At 56.7% G+C, this 17,447-nt stretch carries 12 protein-coding genes; 5 read left to right on the forward strand and 7 right to left on the reverse strand.

Translation table 11 applies throughout. From position 1 onward, the window contains the following. The 7 genes from PGQ95_RS22445 to lrp all read right to left on the reverse strand — a co-directional run. On the reverse strand, positions 1-143 hold a 143-nt coding region (locus PGQ95_RS22445; RefSeq protein ID WP_048481461.1), incomplete at its 3' end, for a 4Fe-4S binding protein. A gap of 10 nt (positions 144-153) precedes the next feature. Next, positions 154-2,592 carry a dimethylsulfoxide reductase subunit A gene (gene dmsA, locus PGQ95_RS22450; RefSeq protein ID WP_430919402.1) on the reverse strand — a complete coding sequence of 813 codons (2,439 nt, stop codon included), beginning with the start codon at positions 2,590-2,592 and terminating at the stop codon, positions 154-156. A 194-nt stretch (positions 2,593-2,786) separates the two neighbouring features. Further along, positions 2,787-4,079, reverse strand: coding sequence for a serine--tRNA ligase (gene serS / locus PGQ95_RS22455; protein ID WP_015704878.1), 1,293 nt, complete (start codon positions 4,077-4,079; stop codon positions 2,787-2,789). 92 nt (positions 4,080-4,171) lie between these two features. Continuing rightward, on the reverse strand, positions 4,172-5,515 hold the full coding sequence (gene rarA, locus PGQ95_RS22460) for a replication-associated recombination protein RarA (RefSeq protein ID WP_113374875.1): 1,344 nt from the start codon (positions 5,513-5,515) through the stop codon (positions 4,172-4,174). Positions 5,516-5,523: 8 nt separating this feature from the next. Beyond that, positions 5,524-6,135, reverse strand: coding sequence for an outer membrane lipoprotein chaperone LolA (gene lolA / locus PGQ95_RS22465; protein ID WP_015367486.1), 612 nt, complete (start codon positions 6,133-6,135; stop codon positions 5,524-5,526). A 122-nt stretch (positions 6,136-6,257) separates the two neighbouring features. Beyond that, positions 6,258-10,343 carry a DNA translocase FtsK gene (gene ftsK / locus PGQ95_RS22470; RefSeq protein WP_430919405.1) on the reverse strand — a complete coding sequence of 1,362 codons (4,086 nt, stop codon included), beginning with the start codon at positions 10,341-10,343 and terminating at the stop codon, positions 6,258-6,260. A gap of 135 nt (positions 10,344-10,478) precedes the next feature. Then, a complete protein-coding gene (gene lrp, locus PGQ95_RS22475) occupies positions 10,479-10,973 on the reverse strand; it encodes a leucine-responsive transcriptional regulator Lrp (RefSeq protein WP_000228469.1) in 495 nt (164 codons plus the stop codon). Between the two features lie 532 nt (positions 10,974-11,505). Between lrp and trxB the strand changes: the two genes are divergently transcribed. From trxB to infA, 5 genes are all read left to right on the forward strand, one after another. Next, complete coding sequence (gene trxB, locus PGQ95_RS22480) at positions 11,506-12,474, forward strand: thioredoxin-disulfide reductase (RefSeq protein ID WP_045374041.1); 969 nt, start codon at positions 11,506-11,508, stop codon at positions 12,472-12,474. Between the two features lie 114 nt (positions 12,475-12,588). Further along, the gene (gene cydD / locus PGQ95_RS22485; protein ID WP_087859963.1) at positions 12,589-14,355 is read left to right on the forward strand and encodes a heme ABC transporter permease/ATP-binding protein CydD; all 1,767 of its coding nucleotides are present in this window, start codon (positions 12,589-12,591) and stop codon (positions 14,353-14,355) included. Continuing rightward, entirely contained in the window at positions 14,356-16,077 is a 1,722-nt protein-coding gene (cydC, locus tag PGQ95_RS22490; RefSeq protein WP_113374872.1) for a heme ABC transporter ATP-binding protein/permease CydC, read from the forward strand. Positions 16,078-16,119: 42 nt separating this feature from the next. Next, on the forward strand, positions 16,120-16,824 hold the full coding sequence (gene aat, locus PGQ95_RS22495) for a leucyl/phenylalanyl-tRNA--protein transferase (RefSeq protein WP_045396250.1): 705 nt from the start codon (positions 16,120-16,122) through the stop codon (positions 16,822-16,824). A 359-nt stretch (positions 16,825-17,183) separates the two neighbouring features. Further along, a complete protein-coding gene (gene infA, locus PGQ95_RS22500) occupies positions 17,184-17,402 on the forward strand; it encodes a translation initiation factor IF-1 (RefSeq protein WP_001040187.1) in 219 nt (72 codons plus the stop codon). The last annotated feature ends 45 nt before the right edge of the window (positions 17,403-17,447 follow it).

Raw genomic sequence — 17,447 nt, forward strand, 5'->3', positions numbered from 1 at the left:
TGCCAGTCGCCGCCGGCATACTCGTAGATACGACGGAAGCTGACGTCCGGCGTCAGGTTCTTGTAGTCTTTACAGGCCAGCTCGCAGGTTTTGCAACCGGTGCAACGGGCGGAATCGATAAAAAATCCATACTGAGTTGTCATCGGTTACTCCTTACAGCTTTTCAACCTGGACGAGGTTGGTATGCGATGGGTTGCCTTTCGCCAACGGCGACGGTCGTTGGGTGGTCAGCACGTTAATGCTGCCGGCCTGATCCACGCGTGAGGCATCCGGGTTATACCAGGCGCCCTCGCCCAGCGCGACGACGCCAGGCATCATACGCGGCGTCACTTTCGCTTCGATATGCACTTCACCGCGGTCGTTGAAAATGCGTATGCGATCGCCGTTGGCGATGCCGCGCTTCTGCGCATCGATCGGGTTAATCCACATCTCCTGACGGCAGGCTGCCTGCAGGACATCAACGTTGCCATACGTTGAGTGGACGCGAGATTTATAGTGGAACCCCGTCAGCTGTAGCGGATATTTAGCAGACAACGGATCGTTGTAGTTTTCAAAACCTGGGGTGTAGATCGGCAGCGGATCGATCACATCGCCTTCAGGCAGTTCCCAGGTCGCGGCGATTTTGGCAAGCTCCTGGGAGTAGATTTCGATTTTGCCCGATGGCGTGGTCAGCGGATTGGCCTGCGGATCGTCACGGAAGGCTTTATACGCCACATGATGACCTTGCGGGTCACGCTGCTTGAAGATGCCCTGCTGGCGGAAAGTATCAAAATCCGGCAGTTCGGGAATCGCTTTACGCGACTGCTCATACAAATAGCGCATCCAGCCTTCCTGAGTGCGCCCTTCGGTAAACTTCTCCGCCACCCCCATACGTTTCGCCAACTCGGTGGTCATCTCATAGATAGTTTTGCATTCGAAACGCGGTTTAATAGCCTGGTCGGCAAAGATGACGTAAGACATATTGCCGCAGGAGGCATCCAGCGCGAAGTCCATCTGCTCCGAGGCGGTACAGTCCGGTAGCAGAATATCGGCGTATTTCGCAGACGACGTCATGTGGCAGTCGATTACCACGATCATTTCGCACTTCTTGTCGTCCTGCAGAATTTCGTGGGTGCGGTTGATCTCGGAGTGTTGGTTGATAAGGCAGTTACCAGCGTAGTTCCAGATCATTTTGATCGGCACGTCGAGCTTATCTTTGCCGCGTACGCCATCACGCAGCGCGGTCATTTCCGGACCGCGTTCAATCGCGTCGGTCCACATAAACATGGAGATGCTGGTCTCTACCGGGTTTTCCAGCGTCGGCATGCGTTCGAAAGGCAAGCTATATGAACCTTCACGCGCGCCGCTATTACCGCCATTGATCCCAACGTTGCCGGTCAGAATGGCGAGCATAGAGATGGCGCGGGTGGCGATTTCGCCGTTGGCGTGACGCTGAGGTCCCCAGCCCTGGCTGATATACGCCGGTTTCGCCGTCGCAATCTCACGGGCCAGCTTCACAATGCGCTCACGCGGGATCCCGGTAATGGTGGATGCCCACTCCGGCGTTTTAGCGATACCGTCGGAGCCCTGACCAAGAATGTAAGCTTTATAATGCCCATTAGCCGGCGCATCGGCAGGTAAGGTTTTCTCGTCGTAGCCGACGCAGTATTTATCGAGGAAGGGTTGATCGACCAGATTTTCAGTAATCATCACCCACGCCAGCGCTGAAATGAGCGCCGCGTCGGTTCCCGGACGAATCGGGATCCATTCATCTTCACGCCCGGCGCCGGTGTCGGTATAGCGCGGATCGATAATGATCATGCGGGCGTTGGATTTCTGCCGCGCCTGCTCAAGGTAGTAAGTGACCCCGCCGCCGCTCATTCGCGTTTCGCCAGGGTTATTGCCGAACAGCACCACCAGCTGACTGTTTTCGATATCTGACGGGCTATTGCCGTCTGCCCAACCGCCATAGGTGTAATTCAATCCCGCCGCAATCTGCGCCGATGAATAGTCGCCATAATGATTCAGATAGCCGCCGCAGCAGTTCATCAGACGTGCAATCAGGGTTTTACCCGGCGGCCAGGAACGAGTCAGAGTCCCGCCGAGCGTCCCGGTTCCGTAGTTCAGATAGATAGATTCGTTGCCATAATCTTTAATCAGGCGCTGCATATTGCTGGCGATAGTATCGAACGCCTCTTCCCAGCTAATTTGTTCGAATTTTCCTTCACCGCGTTTGCCAACGCGCTTCATCGGATATTTCAGCCGGTCAGGGTTATAGACGCGGCGGCGCATAGAGCGGCCGCGCAGACAGGCGCGGACCTGATGCAGGCCGTCGTAGTTATCGTCACCGGTATTATCGGTTTCTACGTACTTAATCGCGCCGTCAACCACGTGCATACGCAGCGGACAACGACTTCCGCAGTTTACGGTGCAGGCGCTCCAGACGACCTTCTCATTTTCCGGGGCCAACGTATCAGCGGCGTGCGCAATACGCGTAAAGGGCAAGGTCAATGCGTTGCAGGCCATCGCCAGGCCGCCTATCGCCGTGGTTTTCATTAAACCACGTCGGCTAACTTCGGCAGCCAGTAAAGCATCGGGGGCTTTGATTTTCATAGATACTCGCTTTGGTTGCTCACAATAAGCTGACAATCGTTATATAATTTTATATATATCGGATTTTATTGGCTTTTTATGCTGTATTAATCCAAAGGGAGTATCACCGGATTCACTGAATGGATTATTGCCCGGTATCAATAAGGATATAAAAAAAGCGCCCACAGGCGCTTTTAAGGAAAGAGTAGAAAAGATTAACCGATATATTCGAGGCCGCGCATATACGGGCGCAGGACTTCCGGGATCTCGATACGGCCATCGGCCTGCTGATAGTTTTCCATCACCGCAACCAGCGTACGGCCAACCGCCAGACCAGAACCATTCAGAGTATGAACGAGACGAGTCTTTTTGTCGGACTTGCTGCGGCAACGCGCCTGCATACGACGCGCCTGGAAATCCCAGACGTTGGAGCAGGAAGAAATTTCGCGATAGGTATCCTGCGCCGGAACCCACACTTCGAGGTCATAGGTTTTACAGGCGCTGAAGCCCATATCGCCGGTGCACAGCGCTACCTTACGGTACGGCAGACCCAGCAGTTGCAGAACCTTCTCAGCGTGGCCGGTCATCTCTTCCAGCGCCGCCATGGAGTCTTCCGGACGTACGATCTGCACCATTTCAACTTTGTCGAACTGGTGCATACGGATCAGACCGCGAGTATCACGACCATAGGAACCCGCTTCAGAACGGAAGCACGGCGTATGGGCGGTCATTTTGATCGGCAGATCGTCTTCGTCGATGATTTCGTCGCGGACCAGGTTGGTCAGCGGCACTTCGGCGGTCGGAATCAACGCGTAGTTGCTGCTATCGGCTTCTTCTTCCAGCGGACGAGTATGGAACAGGTCGCCGGCGAATTTCGGCAACTGGCCAGTACCATACAGCGTGTCCTGGTTCACCAGATACGGAACATAGTTTTCACTATAGCCGTGCTGTTCGGTGTGCAGATCCAGCATGAACTGCGCCAGTGCGCGGTGCAGGCGGGCCAGTTGGCCTTTCATCACCACGAAACGGGAACCGGTCAGCTTAACGGCGGCGGCGAAGTCCAGCCCGCCATGCATTTCGCCCAGCGTAACGTGGTCGCGCACCTCGAAATCGAACTGGCGCGGCGTACCCCAGCGGCTGACTTCAACGTTGTCGTTTTCGTCACGGCCAACCGGAACGTCATCGTGAGGAATATTCGGGATCGCCAGCGCGATATCGCGAATTTCCGCCAGCAGCGTTTCCAGCTCGGACTTTGCGGCATCCAGCTGTTCGCCAAGTTTGTTCACTTCCAGGCGTAATGGCTCGATATCTTCCCCGCGCGCTTTCGCCTGGCCAATGGATTTCGATCGGGAGTTACGCTCCGCCTGCAGGTTTTCGGTTTGAACCTGCAGAACTTTACGACGCTCTTCAAGAGCGCGCAGTTTATCTACATCCAGCTTAAAGCCCCGGCGTGCCAGTTTTTCTGCGACTGCGTCTGGCTCGGTACGCAGCAGATTGGGATCGAGCATGCTTATCCTGTGCTTATCGAATTTAAATAGGAAAAGTGGCCGCAAACTACGGCCACGGAAATATAGGTAATAACCTTACCGCAACGCCACAATTAGCGGTAGCGTTTTATCTGGCTATTTTGATCCAGTTCGGCAAGCCAGGCGAGCTTTTCAGCGATTTTGCCCTCGAGCCCCCTGTTTGTTGGCTGATAATAGCGCGTTTGCGCCATTTCCTGCGGGAAATACTGCTCGCCGGCGGCGTAGGCGTTAGGTTCATCGTGCGCGTAGCGGTACTCCTGACCATAGCCCATCTCTTTCATGAGTTTGGTCGGCGCATTGCGTAAATGAACCGGCACGTCGTAATCAGGGCGATCGCGGGCATCGGCCAGCGCGGCCTTAAAGGCGGTGTACACCGCATTACTCTTCGGCGCGCAGGCCAGATAAACAATCGCCTGAGCGATAGCCCGTTCGCCTTCCGCCGGCCCGACGCGGGTAAAACAATCCCACGCGGAAATGGCCACCTGCATGGCGCGAGGATCGGCGTTACCGACATCCTCAGACGCGATAGCCAGACAACGGCGCGCAACATACAGCGGGTCGCCGCCCGCGGTAATGATCCGTGCGTACCAGTACAGCGCAGCATCCGGCGCGCTTCCGCGCACGGACTTATGTAGCGCGGAGATAAGATCGTAAAAACGGTCGCCTTTATTATCAAAACGCGCGCTACGCTCGCCGGCAATTTCGGTAAGCAACTCTGCCTTCAGCACTCGCTTGCCCGAATCATCGTTTTCAGCCATATCGGCCATCATTTCCAGCGTATTCAACGCCCGGCGCGCGTCGCCGTTAACCAGTTCGGCAATCGCCTTGCGGGTTTCATCCGGCAGGACAATATCCTGCCCGCCGTAACCTCGCGCTTTGTCGCTCATCGCCTGGTTGAGTACCTGCTCGATATCGTCCGTGGTCAGTGATTTGAGCAAATAGACGCGAGCGCGGGAGAGCAAAGCGGAATTAAGTTCAAATGACGGATTTTCTGTCGTCGCGCCAATAAAAGTAATAGTGCCGTCTTCGATGTGCGGCAGAAAGGCGTCCTGCTGACTTTTATTGAAACGATGCACTTCATCAACAAACAGGATAGTGCGTCGGCCGGCGTTGCGGTTTTGCCGCGCGCGCTCGATAGCTTCGCGGATCTCTTTGACGCCAGAGGTGACAGCCGAGATACGTTCAACATCGGCATTAGCATAGCGGGCGATCACTTCCGCAAGGGTAGTTTTACCGGTGCCCGGCGGCCCCCACAGGATCATCGAGTGCAGATGCCCGGCCTCAATCGCCCGCGGCAGCGGTTTGCCCGGCGCCAGCAGGTGCTGCTGGCCAATGTACTGCGCTAAATTTTCTGGCCGCATACGGGCGGCCAGAGGTTGAAATGCATTATCGGAAAAATCGAGCGAAAAGTTGCTCACATTCGCCTCTACTTACGTTGATCGTCCACCGTCACCCCTTGCGGCGGCGTAAAAGTGAACTTAGATGCATCGACGGCGCCATTCTGCTGCGACTTCAGCTGATAGCTGCTGCGCTGGTCGTCCTGCTCAACGGCGCTGAACTGATGGATAGTACCGTCACGACCGACATTGATTGTGAACTGCTTCAGATTGCCGTTACCGCTTTTTGGCGTCAGCACAAAATCATCGCCGTTTTGCTTGATATTATATTGCTGCCAGTCCGCTGACTGGTTGCGGGCGATCAGCATGAACGGCGTGTTGCTGGTCGCGTTTTTCAGCCAGGTCGCGGTTGCCTGCTCGACAAATGGGTTGTAGAACCACAGCGTTTTCCCATCCGACACCAGAATGCTTTCATCCGGCTGGGTCATATGCCAGTTGAACAGATTCGGGCGTTTCACCCACAAATCGCCCTGCCCGTCCTGCACGGCATTACCGCTTGCGTCGGTCACTTTCTGAGTGAAGCTGGCATGGAAGCTGCTGACTTTATCCAGACGGCTTTTTAAGTCGCCGGCAGCGTCTGCCCAAACCTGGCTTACCACGAAGCCAGACAATAATGCACAGGTGATGGCAAGTTTCTTCATTGTTGATCCTTATTGTGCGTCACTCCCGACGCGGGAGCCTGTTCTGTCTCTACTGTAGAGCCGTTGATAGCAACGGAATAGCAGAACAGGCTGATTTTGCGCTTATTTACCGAACTTTGCACTTACTCGAAGGGCGGCGGCGCCAGGACTTCACGGTTACCGTTATGGCCCTGCTCGCTGACGATCCCCTGAGCTTCCATCTGCTCAATGATGCGCGCCGCGCGGTTATAGCCGATGCGGAACTGACGCTGCACCCCGGAGATCGAGGCTTTGCGCTTCTCGGTCACGAAGTTGACCGCCTGGTCGAACAGCGGATCCAGCTCTTCGCCGCCATCAAAGCCGCCACTACCGCCTTCGCTTTCGCTGTCGGAGGTAATGCCGTCAACATACTGCGGACGACCGCGCGCTTTCCAGTCCTGCACCACGGCGTGTACTTCCTGGTCACGGACAAACGCGCCATGCACACGAACCGGCATCGTGGAGTTTGGCCCGGAATAGAGCATATCACCCATGCCCAGCAGCGATTCTGCGCCGCCCTGGTCAAGGATGGTGCGCGAGTCAATCTTGCTTGATACGGTAAAGGCGATACGCGTCGGGATGTTGGCCTTGATAAGACCGGTAATCACGTCAACCGACGGACGCTGGGTCGCCAGCACCAGGTGAATGCCCGCCGCGCGCGCTTTCTGCGCCAGACGCGCAATCAGCTCTTCTACCTTCTTACCGACGGTCATCATCAGATCGGCGAATTCATCCACCAGCACCACGATATACGGCAGTTTTTCCAGCACCGGATGTACGGCATCCATGCTGTCGCCCGGTTTCCAGTACGGATCCGGGATCGGACGTCCCATGCGCGCGGCCTCAGCGATCTTCTCGTTGTAGCCCGCCAGATTACGCACGCCCAGCGCCGACATCAGCTTATAACGGCGCTCCATTTCATTGACGCTCCAGCGCAGCGCATTGGCAGCGTCTTTCATGTCGGTGACCACTTCCGTCAGCAGATGCGGGATACCTTCGTACACCGACAACTCAAGCATTTTCGGGTCGATCATGATGAAACGAACGTCTTCCGGCTGCGCTTTGTAGAGCATGCTGAGAATCATGGCGTTCACGCCGACCGATTTACCAGAACCGGTGGTACCGGCAACCAGCAGATGCGGCATTTTCGCCAGATCGGCCACCACCGGATCGCCGGCGATATCTTTGCCCAGCACCACGGTAAGCGGCGATGGGTTCTCGCGGAATTTCGGGCAATCGAGCACTTCGCGCAGGTATACGGTCTGGCGTTTTTTGTTCGGTAATTCCAGGCCAACATAAGGTTTACCCGGAATGACTTCTACCACGCGCACCGCCACGGTCGACAGCGAACGCGCAAGGTCGCGCGACAGGTTAGAGATACGCGCGGCCTTCACCCCCGGCGCAAGATTCAGCTCAAAACGGGTGATCACCGGGCCCGGCGAGTAGTTCACCACATCCGCTTTAATGCGGAAATCGGCGAGGCGCGCTTCGACCAGGCGCGCCATCTGCTCAAGCGCAAAGGTATCGACAGGTTCAACTTCGCTCGGCGGCGGCGTCAGGAGATCTAGCGACGGCAACGGCGTTGTTGGTCTTTGTAGCGGACGGCTGTCGCCATTACGCATCAGCAATGGATGAATAAGGCTCTCCTGCGGCTGCGGCGCGGGCGGCTGATAACCCTGCGGCGCAACCGGCTGTTGCTGCTGCATTGGCTGTTGAGCCGTCTGATAAGCCTGCGGCTGCGGCGCTACCGGCTGATGGTGTACGGGCTGCTGCGCAGGTTGATAACCCTGCTGCGGCGCGGCTGCCGGTTGTTGATAATGCTGAGCCGGTTGCTGGGGCTGTACTTCCGGCGTCGGCGTAAACAGCGGCTCGCTCGGACCATCATTGACCAGCGTTTTCATCGGCGAGAACTCATAGTCCGACGGTGAGAAGGGATTAGCTCCCGGCGGCTGCTCGCTGGCATAGCGCTGTTGCTGAGTGGCGGCAAACTGGCGCGCCAGTTCCGCTTCAGCGGCAGCGTCTTCGTCCTGCTCATCGCTTTCTGACTCATAGGACTCGCCATAGCGCTGTTGCTGGGTTGCGGCAAACTGACGAGCCAGCTCGTCCTGTTCCAGCGCATCGGCTTCTTCGTCGCTCAACGGTTCATTATCGTAATGATGTTCAAGCTCGGCCCGACGCGCGCGCTCTTCAGCAATACGCTGAGACGGCAGCTTAATGCCATAGGAAGCCAGTTCCCGACGAGTCGGTACGCGGACGCGATTCGGACGCGGCAATTTCGGACCGATGCCCTCTTTTACCTGTACCCGCGGGCCGCTGGATGCCGGGCTGAAAACTGGCGCTGCGTCAGCGGCGGTTGACGCCACTGAGGCGGCTGCGGCTGCGGCTGCGCTGCCAGAAGTGGTGGCCTGATGAACGCCTGCGGCGACGGCCGTCACGGCGGCGGCATCAACTGACGGTTTGGATGGGGCAGCCGGGGTGGTGATCGGTTTAGTCGCCACCGGGCTCGCCGGTTCAGGGATTGGCTGATACCAGGATTCCAGCAACTCACGCTCGCGCGCGCGCTTCTCTTCGACTTCCTCGAAGTAGTACATCGGCGGGCGTTTAGTTTCTTCCTGAGGTGTCTCAGGCTCAGCGGCTGGCGCCGGTTCCTGATGATAAACAGGTTGTTGAACAGCCGGTTCAGGCTGGTATATCGGCTGCTGTGGGTGCGCGGCTTCCGGCTGGTAAACCGGCGGCTGCTGCGGCGCATACTCAGGCTGATACACCGGCTGCTGCGGATGCGCGGCTGCCGGCTGGTAAACCGGCGGCTGCTGCGGCGCGTACTCAGGCTGATACACCGGCTGCTGCGGATGCGCGGCTTCCGGCTGGTAAACCGGCGGCTGCTGCGGCGCATACTCAGGCTGGTACACCGGCTGTTGCGGATGCGCGGCTTCCGGCTGGTAAACCGGCGGCTGCTGCGGCGCGTATTCAGGCTGATACACCGGCTGTTGCGGATGCGCGGCTGCCGGCTGGTAAACCGGCGGCTGCTGCGGCGCGTATTCAGGCTGATACACCGGCTGCTGCGGATGCGCGACTTCCGGCTGGTAAACCGGCGGCTGCTGCGGCGCATACTCAGGCTGATGCACCGGTGGTTGCAGGTGAGCAGCCTCCGGTTGGTATGCCTGCCCTGCCCCCTGCTCCGCCCATGCCTGCGGCACAGCTGCAGCGGCGGAAGCGGCGCCGATCGGGTCGGCCACCGTATGGCCATTCAGCAGCGGATCGTAAGGGTCTAAATCGCCAGGACGTGCGGCGCTGGCGCCTGAGAACAGGACATCATCAGCGGCGACAGGCGCGCCGCTGGCGCTGTATTGTACGGCTTCCGCATCATCCATACGTTTACCGGAGAACAGCGCGGCATCGGTTTTACGCCCCATCGGGTTGGCGAACTTTTCCGCCAGACGCTTACGACGCGCTAGCGCGCTGCGTAAGATGCGGGCGCGACGCGATTCCCGCGGCTGCGCGTTATCGTCGTCTTCATCATCTTCATATTCATCATCTTCATATTCGCCTTCATCAACCCAGGTATCGTCCCGACGGGTACGATTACTGGCAAAGGTCAAAATAGAAAGGATGGCGCCGCCGAGTTTCTCGGCAATGCTGACCCATGACCAGCCGGTAAACAGCGTTAAACCTGCAGCCCAGATACAAAGCAAGGCGATAGTGCCGCCGCTGCTGTGCAGCAAGGGTTGTAAGGTGGTGCTAAGCAGGCTGCCAATGACGCCGCCGGAGGCAAAGTACCAGATATCGTCGGCATTGATTGCCGCCAGACCGCAGGAAGTGAGAATGAGCGCCAGCGCGCCGATCAGGCGCAGCGAAACGGCGAAGTAGTCGACATACTCGTCATTTTCCTGATGACGCCATGCAAACCAGCAGCCGCCGATGATAATCACGGGGATGGTGTACGCCATTACGCCAAAGATGAAAAATAGCGTGTCCGCCAGCCACGCTCCGGGCATGCCGCCCAGATTATGGATAGGCTCATGCCAGGCGGTCTGTGACCAACTGGGATCGGATGGATTAAAGCTCAGTAATGCCGCCATCAGCCAGATGGCAAAAAGAGAGCAAAGGATGAGTAACGCCTCAAGAACGCGGCGCCCGCTGCTTAGCTTCGTTAGTTTGACTTCTTTGTCTTCGGTGTATTCCTGGCTCAAGAAAGGCTCTCCAGGTATCAGGCAATTTCCTGCCTGCTGCTAAAACGGACAACAGCGCCGGGTCTCCCCGGCACTGTTGCTGTATGGATTAACAGGAGTGTAATCAAACTACGTCGATTTTGCACCTGTTCCGTGTTAGCGCGTCTTGATTACCAGACGATTACTCTGCTTGACTTCTTCCATAACCACGTAGGTACGGGTGTCGTTTACGCCCGGCAGGCGCAGCAGGGTTTCGCCCAGCAATTTACGATACGCTGACATGTCCGGTACACGGGTTTTCAACAGATAGTCAAAATCACCGGATACCAGATGACACTCTTGAATTTCTTCAAGTTTTTGCACTGCGGCGTTAAATTGCTCAAACACATCCGGCGCACCACGATTCAGAGTAATCTCAACAAATACCAGAAGTGATGCATCCAGATAATGCGGGTTGAGCAGCGCCGTATAGCCCTGAATAAAACCCTGTCTTTCCAGTCGACGCACGCGCTCAAGGCATGGCGTCGGAGAAAGTCCCACCCGTTTGGAAAGCTCGACGTTGGAAATACGCCCGTCTTTTTGCAGTTCATTCAGAATGTTACGATCGATGCGGTCGAGATCTTTGCCAGGGCGTTTCTTGCTATCTACCATTATTATTGTCTCTCTGTATTCCTTCCCTACTCCTGTTCTGACTCTGCGCCTTCACTGCCAGAGCCCATCCCGTTATTACCCGTACGACGTTGAGTAACCCAGGGGTACGTGAGAAGTCCGTTGCCTGATGGCAGTCACCGACATCACGCATGGCGTCTGTCCACACCATGCGTAGATTTCGCTGACCCGGATAAAAATGGCATTTGCGTGCATGAACATTCGCCACACGCGAAACACTGCTTTTCTTCTTCCATGAATGTTTTCGCAAAAGCACAGGGGATTGTCAAAGCAAAACATCGATTTTTAGTACAAGATGCCAGATATTCATCATCAACCCCCTCTGAATCTCATGTTTTCATCTTATAATCAGGGCGCTAACAGTAGAATTAATTATATTTTCCGCTCGTTAAATCGCCAATCCATCGGCGGGTTCTATTGCACATATCGTTAACAAAATCGCTACGCTCTTTTTTTACGCCCGCAAATTCCCTACAATCCAGCCCAATGTATGCCAATAAAATATGGGGATCTCATGGGCACAGCCAAACACAGTAAACTGCTTATTCTAGGTTCTGGACCTGCAGGATATACCGCGGCGGTCTATGCTGCGCGCGCAAACCTGCAGCCGGTGCTGATCACCGGCATGGAAAAAGGCGGTCAGCTGACCACCACCACTGAAGTGGAAAACTGGCCAGGCGACCCAAACGATCTGACCGGTCCGCTGCTCATGGAACGTATGCACGAGCATGCCACCAAGTTCGAAACTGAAATTATTTTCGATCACATCAGCAGCGTCGATCTGCAGAACCGTCCGTTCCGCCTGGTCGGCGACAGCGGAGAGTACACCTGTGACGCGCTGATTATCGCAACCGGCGCTTCCGCCCGTTACCTGGGTCTGCCTTCTGAAGAGGCTTTCAAAGGCCGCGGCGTTTCTGCCTGCGCCACCTGCGACGGTTTCTTCTATCGTAACCAGAAAGTCGCGGTCATCGGCGGCGGCAACACGGCGGTTGAAGAAGCGCTGTATCTGTCCAACATCGCGGCCGAAGTGCATCTGATCCACCGTCGCGACTCCTTCCGTGCGGAAAAAATTCTGATCAAGCGCCTGATGGATAAAGTGGAAAGCGGCAATATCGTACTGCACACCGATCGCACCCTGGAAGAAGTTACCGGCGATCAGATGGGCGTCAGCGGCCTGCGTCTGCGCGATACCAAAAATAGCGATAACGTTGAAACCCTGGACGTCGCCGGTCTGTTTGTCGCCATTGGACACAGCCCGAACACCGCTATATTTGAAGGTCAGTTAGCGCTGGAAAACGGTTATATCAAAGTGCAGTCCGGCATCCACGGTAACGCCACGCAAACCAGTATCCCTGGCGTGTTCGCGGCAGGCGACGTGATGGACCATATCTATCGTCAGGCAATTACCTCCGCCGGCACCGGCTGTATGGCGGCGCTGGACGCGGAACGCTACCTCGACGGTTTAGCTGACGCTTGCAAATAATCTTTACAAGTCAGTAACAAAGGTAAAGAAGGCGACGAAAAGTCGCCTTTATTTTTGCCGCGTTGTAACATTGCCGTGCCCAAAAATCTCATAACGACACCTGCTAAGCGCGCAATGAATAAAACCCGTCAACAAGAGTTAACCCGCTGGTTAAAAGAAAAAAGCATTATCTCCCGTCGCTGGTTGATGATTTCTCGCCTGCTGGGCGTCGTGAGCGGTCTGTTGATCGTCGCTCAGGCGTGGTTCCTGGCGCGTATCCTTCACCGAATGATTATGGAAAATATCCCGGCGACGGCGCTGCTGCTGCCATTTACCTTGCTGGCGCTGGTGCTGATCCTGCGCGCCTGGGTGGTATGGCTACGCGAACGCGTCGGCTTCCACGCCGGCCAGCATATCCGTTATGAAATTCGCCGCCAGGTGCTGGATCGCCTTCAGCAGGCGGGCCCGGCCTGGATTCAGGGAAAACCCGCCGGCAGTTGGGCGACGCTCATCCTCGAGCAAATCGACGATATGCATGATTACTACGCGCGCTATCTGCCGCAGATGACGCTGGCCGCCTGCGTGCCGCTGCTGATTGTTATCACTATCTTCCCCAGCAACTGGGCAGCCGCGCTAATTTTACTCGGCACCGCTCCGCTGATCCCGCTCTTTATGGCGCTGGTCGGGATGGGCGCCGCCGATGCCAACCGGCGCAATTTCCTTGCGCTCGGTCGCCTTAGCGGCCACTTCCTCGACCGCCTACGCGGCATGGAAACACTGCGCCTGTTCAACCGCGGCGAAGCGGAAATCAATAATATCCGCGACGCGTCGCAGGATTTCCGCCAGCGGACGATGGAAGTCCTGCGTCTGGCTTTTCTCTCCTCCGGCGTACTGGAGTTCTTTACCTCGCTCTCTATCGCGCTGGTGGCGGTCTATTTCGGTTTTTCCTACCTCGGCGAGCTCGACTTCGGCCACTACGGCGTCGGCGTCACGCTGATGTCAGGTTTTTTAACCCTGATACTGGCGCCGGAGTTTTTCCAGCCGCTGCGTGATTTAGGTACATTTTACCATGCTAAGGCTCAGGCCATTGGCGCAGCAGATAGCCTGAAGTCCTTTATGGAAACTCCGCTGGCGCAGGCCGAACGGGGCGAGAAAACGCTAAGCGATCATGAACTGATTCGCCTCGAAGCCCGCGATCTGATAGTCAAATCACCGGATGGCAAAACGCTGGCAGGCCCGCTTAGTTTTATCCTGAACGCCGGAGAACGTGTGGTACTGGTTGGCCAGAGCGGCTCCGGTAAAAGCTCGCTGCTGAATACGCTGACAGGTTTTCTTCCCTATGAAGGTTCGCTACAGGTTAACGGCGTGGAGTTGCGCGATCTCGATGCTGAACGCTGGCGTCGGCTAATTAGCTGGGTCGGTCAGAACCCGCAGCTGCCCGCTGCCACTCTGCGTGAAAACGTGCTGCTGGCGTGGCCAGAAGCCACGGAAGCGCAACTGCAGCTAGCTCTGGATAAGGCCTGGGTCAGCGAGTTTATCTCCCAACTGCCACAAGGTATTAATACCCCGGTCGGCGATCAGGCTGCTGGTCTCTCTGTCGGCCAGGCTCAGCGCATTGCCGTAGCGCGCGCGCTGCTGGTGCCGTGCCGTCTGTTGCTGCTTGATGAACCAGCGGCCAGCCTTGACGCCCATAGCGAACAGCGCGTAATGCAGGCGCTGTCTCACGCCTCCACCCAGCAGACCACCCTGATGGTCACCCACCAACTGGCAGGACTCGCCGAGTGGGATGCTATCTGGGTAATGCAGGATGGTCAGATTGTCGAGCAAGGCGACTATGCGCAGCTTTCTGCCGCTGGAGGCGCGTTTGCCTCACTGTTAGCCCATCGCCAGGAGGAAATTTAAATGCGCGCACTGTTACCCTATCTGGCGCTATACAAACGCCACAAATGGCTGCTGACCCTCGGCGTGGTGCTGGCTATCGTTACGCTGCTGGCAAGTATCGGGCTGTTAACGCTTTCCGGTTGGTTCCTTTCCGCCTCGGCGGTCGTCGGCGTCGCCGGTATCTACAGTTTTAACTACATGCTGCCTGCCGCAGGCGTTCGCGGCGCAGCGATTATTCGTACTGCAGGCCGCTATTTCGAGCGTCTGGTAAGCCACGACGCCACTTTCCGGGTATTGCAGCACCTGCGCGTCGCCACGTTTAGCAAACTGCTGCCGCTCTCCCCCGCCGGGCTGGCGCGTTTTCGCCAGGGCGAGTTACTCAACCGCATCGTGGCTGATGTCGACACGCTGGATCACCTCTATCTACGCGTGATTTCGCCGCTGGTTGGCGCACTGGTGGTCATTCTGGTGGTAACCATCGGCTTAAGCGTACTCGATGTCACCCTGGCGCTCACGCTTGGCGGTATTATGCTGGCGACGCTACTCCTGCTGCCACCGCTGTTTTACCGTGCCGGTAAGCCGACCGGGGAGCATATCACCCAGCTTCGCGGGCAGTATCGCCAGCAACTCACCTCCTGGCTACAGGGGCAGGCCGAGTTGATGCTGTTTAATGCCAGCGATCGCTACCGCGAACAGATGGAAAAAACGGAACAGCGCTGGCAGGAGGCGCAGCGCCGCCAGGCTGAGCTCACCGCCCTGTCGCAGGCGCTGATGCTGCTGATTGGCGGTATCGCAGTGATCGCCATGCTGTGGATGGCCTCCGAAGGCGTTGGCGGTAATAGCCAGCCGGGGGCGCTCATCGCCCTCTTCGTGTTCTGCGCCTTAGCGGCATTTGAGGCGCTGGCGCCGGTCACCGGCGCCTTCCAACATCTCGGCCAGGTCATCGCGTCCGCTCGCCGCATTACGCAGATTACCGAGCAGCAGCCCGAGGTGACGTTCAGCCAGCAGACACCGCAAAGCTTCTCCCAGGTAGCGCTTACCCTGAATGAGGTAACCTTCAGCTACCCGCAGCAGTCGGCCCCGGCGCTAAAAGATATTTCTCTGCAGGTCGCGGCAGGCGAGCATATCGCCATTCTTGGCCGTACCGGCTGCGGTAAATCGACTCTGCTACAGCTATTGACCCGCGCCTGGGATCCGGCCAACGGTCAGATTCAACTAAATGGCCAGCCGCTTAGCGCACTGTCTGAAACGACCCTGCGCCAGGCGATGAGCGTCGTGCCGCAGCGGGTACATCTCTTCAGCGCGACGCTGCGCGATAATCTGCTGCTTGCCGCGCCGCAGGCCAGCGACGGCGAGCTTGCCAATATCCTGGAGCGCGTCGGCCTGGAGAAACTGCTGGAAGATAGCGGTCTGAATAGCTGGCTTGGTGAAGGCGGACGTCAGCTTTCCGGCGGCGAGCTACGTCGACTGGCCATCGCCCGCGCGCTATTGCACGATGCGCCGCTAATGCTGCTTGATGAGCCCACCGAAGGTCTGGATGCGACAACGGAAAGCCAGATCCTTGATTTACTAAGCGAAGTGATGCACGAAAAAACCGTACTGATGGTCACCCACCGCCTGCGTGGACTGGCGCGGTTTAATCAGATAATAGTCATGGACAACGGACAAATTATTGAGCAAGGTAGTCACGCAGAGCTGCTGGCGAAACAGGGCCGCTATTACCAGTTTAAGCAACGTCTGTAAGCTATTATTGTCAACAATTGCTGGTGCGTATTGAGGTCAAAAATGCGTCTGGTTCAGCTCTCTCGTGACTCTATCGCCTTCCCTTCCCCGGAAGGCGCCCTGCGTGAACCAAATGGCCTGCTGGCGCTGGGCGGCGATCTGAGCCCCGCTCGCCTGCTCATGGCCTATCAGCGCGGTATCTTTCCATGGTTTTCTCCCGGCGACCCTATTTTGTGGTGGTCGCCCGACCCACGCGCCGTACTGTGGCCGGAGCAATTCCACTTTAGCCGCAGCATGAAGCGCTTTCATCAACGCTCTCCCTATCGGGTGACGCTTAACCACGCCTTCGGCCAGGTTATCGAGGGCTGCGCCAGCCATCGTGATGAAGGCACCTGGATCACTCCCAGCATCGTTCAGGCCTATCACCAGTTACATGAACTCGGTCATGCTCATTCAATAGAAGTGTGGGATGAGGAGACCCTGGTCGGCGGCATGTACGGCGTGGCGCAGGGGGCGCTGTTTTGCGGCGAATCGATGTTCAGCCGGGCGGAAAATGCCTCTAAAACCGCGCTGATGATCTTCTGTCAGGCTTTTGCCCAGGATGGCGGTAGATTAATTGACTGTCAGGTACTTAACGCGCACACCGCCTCTTTAGGGGCGATTGAAATCCCGCGCCGCGATTATCTCGATTACCTTTCCGTATTACGCACCTACCGCTTACCGGAGCGATTTTGGGTACCAAGGGTGCTATTTACCGGTAATGGATAAATGTTTTCAGCACATTTCTTAGCGTGGTGGTATAATTGCGCGGTAGAGTAGCTTCTGCCTGTTGCCCCGCCGCCGTTTGGGAATAATAAGAGTCAGATAACGCCCATCGTTCTGTCACTGCCCTTTACGTTTGCGCCTGTCATGCGGTTTCACCGCGTGTATTCCGGGCAATGCGCCAAAACTACTTCGGCGATTTATACCCGTCATGTTTTAAGCTACAGGCGCTGGCTGCGCGCAATTATTTATCGCCAGCCTGCGACGCGAACTGTTTTGGGTATACGTAAAACTTTACATACTTGCTGAACTTCGGCATTATCTTGCCGGTTCAAAACTACGGTAGTGATACCCCAGAGGACTAGATGGCCAAAGAAGACAATATTGAAATGCAGGGCACCGTACTTGAAACGTTGCCTAACACTATGTTCCGCGTAGAACTGGAAAACGGTCACGTGGTAACTGCGCATATTTCCGGTAAAATGCGTAAAAACTACATCCGCATTCTGACGGGCGACAAAGTGACTGTTGAGCTGACCCCGTACGACCTGAGCAAAGGCCGCATTGTCTTCCGTAGTCGCTAATTGTTTCCGCCGCTAAGGCGTCAGATGCTGAAGGCCGGGCTCATG

The sequence above is a fragment of the Klebsiella sp. 141240 genome, from assembly GCF_050600805.1.
Taxonomy (GTDB): domain Bacteria; phylum Pseudomonadota; class Gammaproteobacteria; order Enterobacterales; family Enterobacteriaceae; genus Klebsiella; species Klebsiella aerogenes.

Bases quoted from the DNA above. Each gene is read 5' to 3' on its own strand.
- cydC (WP_113374872.1), top strand. From the start codon at position 14,356: ATGCGCGCACTGTTACCCTATCTGGCGCTATACAAACGCCACAAATGG.
- trxB (WP_045374041.1), top strand. From the start codon at position 11,506: ATGGGCACAGCCAAACACAGTAAACTGCTTATTCTAGGTTCTGGACCT.
- cydD (WP_087859963.1), top strand. From the start codon at position 12,589: ATGAATAAAACCCGTCAACAAGAGTTAACCCGCTGGTTAAAAGAAAAA.
- lolA (WP_015367486.1), bottom strand. From the start codon at position 6,135: ATGAAGAAACTTGCCATCACCTGTGCATTATTGTCTGGCTTCGTGGTA.
- infA (WP_001040187.1), top strand. From the start codon at position 17,184: ATGGCCAAAGAAGACAATATTGAAATGCAGGGCACCGTACTTGAAACG.
- dmsA (WP_430919402.1), bottom strand. From the start codon at position 2,592: ATGAAAATCAAAGCCCCCGATGCTTTACTGGCTGCCGAAGTTAGCCGA.
- aat (WP_045396250.1), top strand. From the start codon at position 16,120: ATGCGTCTGGTTCAGCTCTCTCGTGACTCTATCGCCTTCCCTTCCCCG.
- serS (WP_015704878.1), bottom strand. From the start codon at position 4,079: ATGCTCGATCCCAATCTGCTGCGTACCGAGCCAGACGCAGTCGCAGAA.
- lrp (WP_000228469.1), bottom strand. From the start codon at position 10,973: ATGGTAGATAGCAAGAAACGCCCTGGCAAAGATCTCGACCGCATCGAT.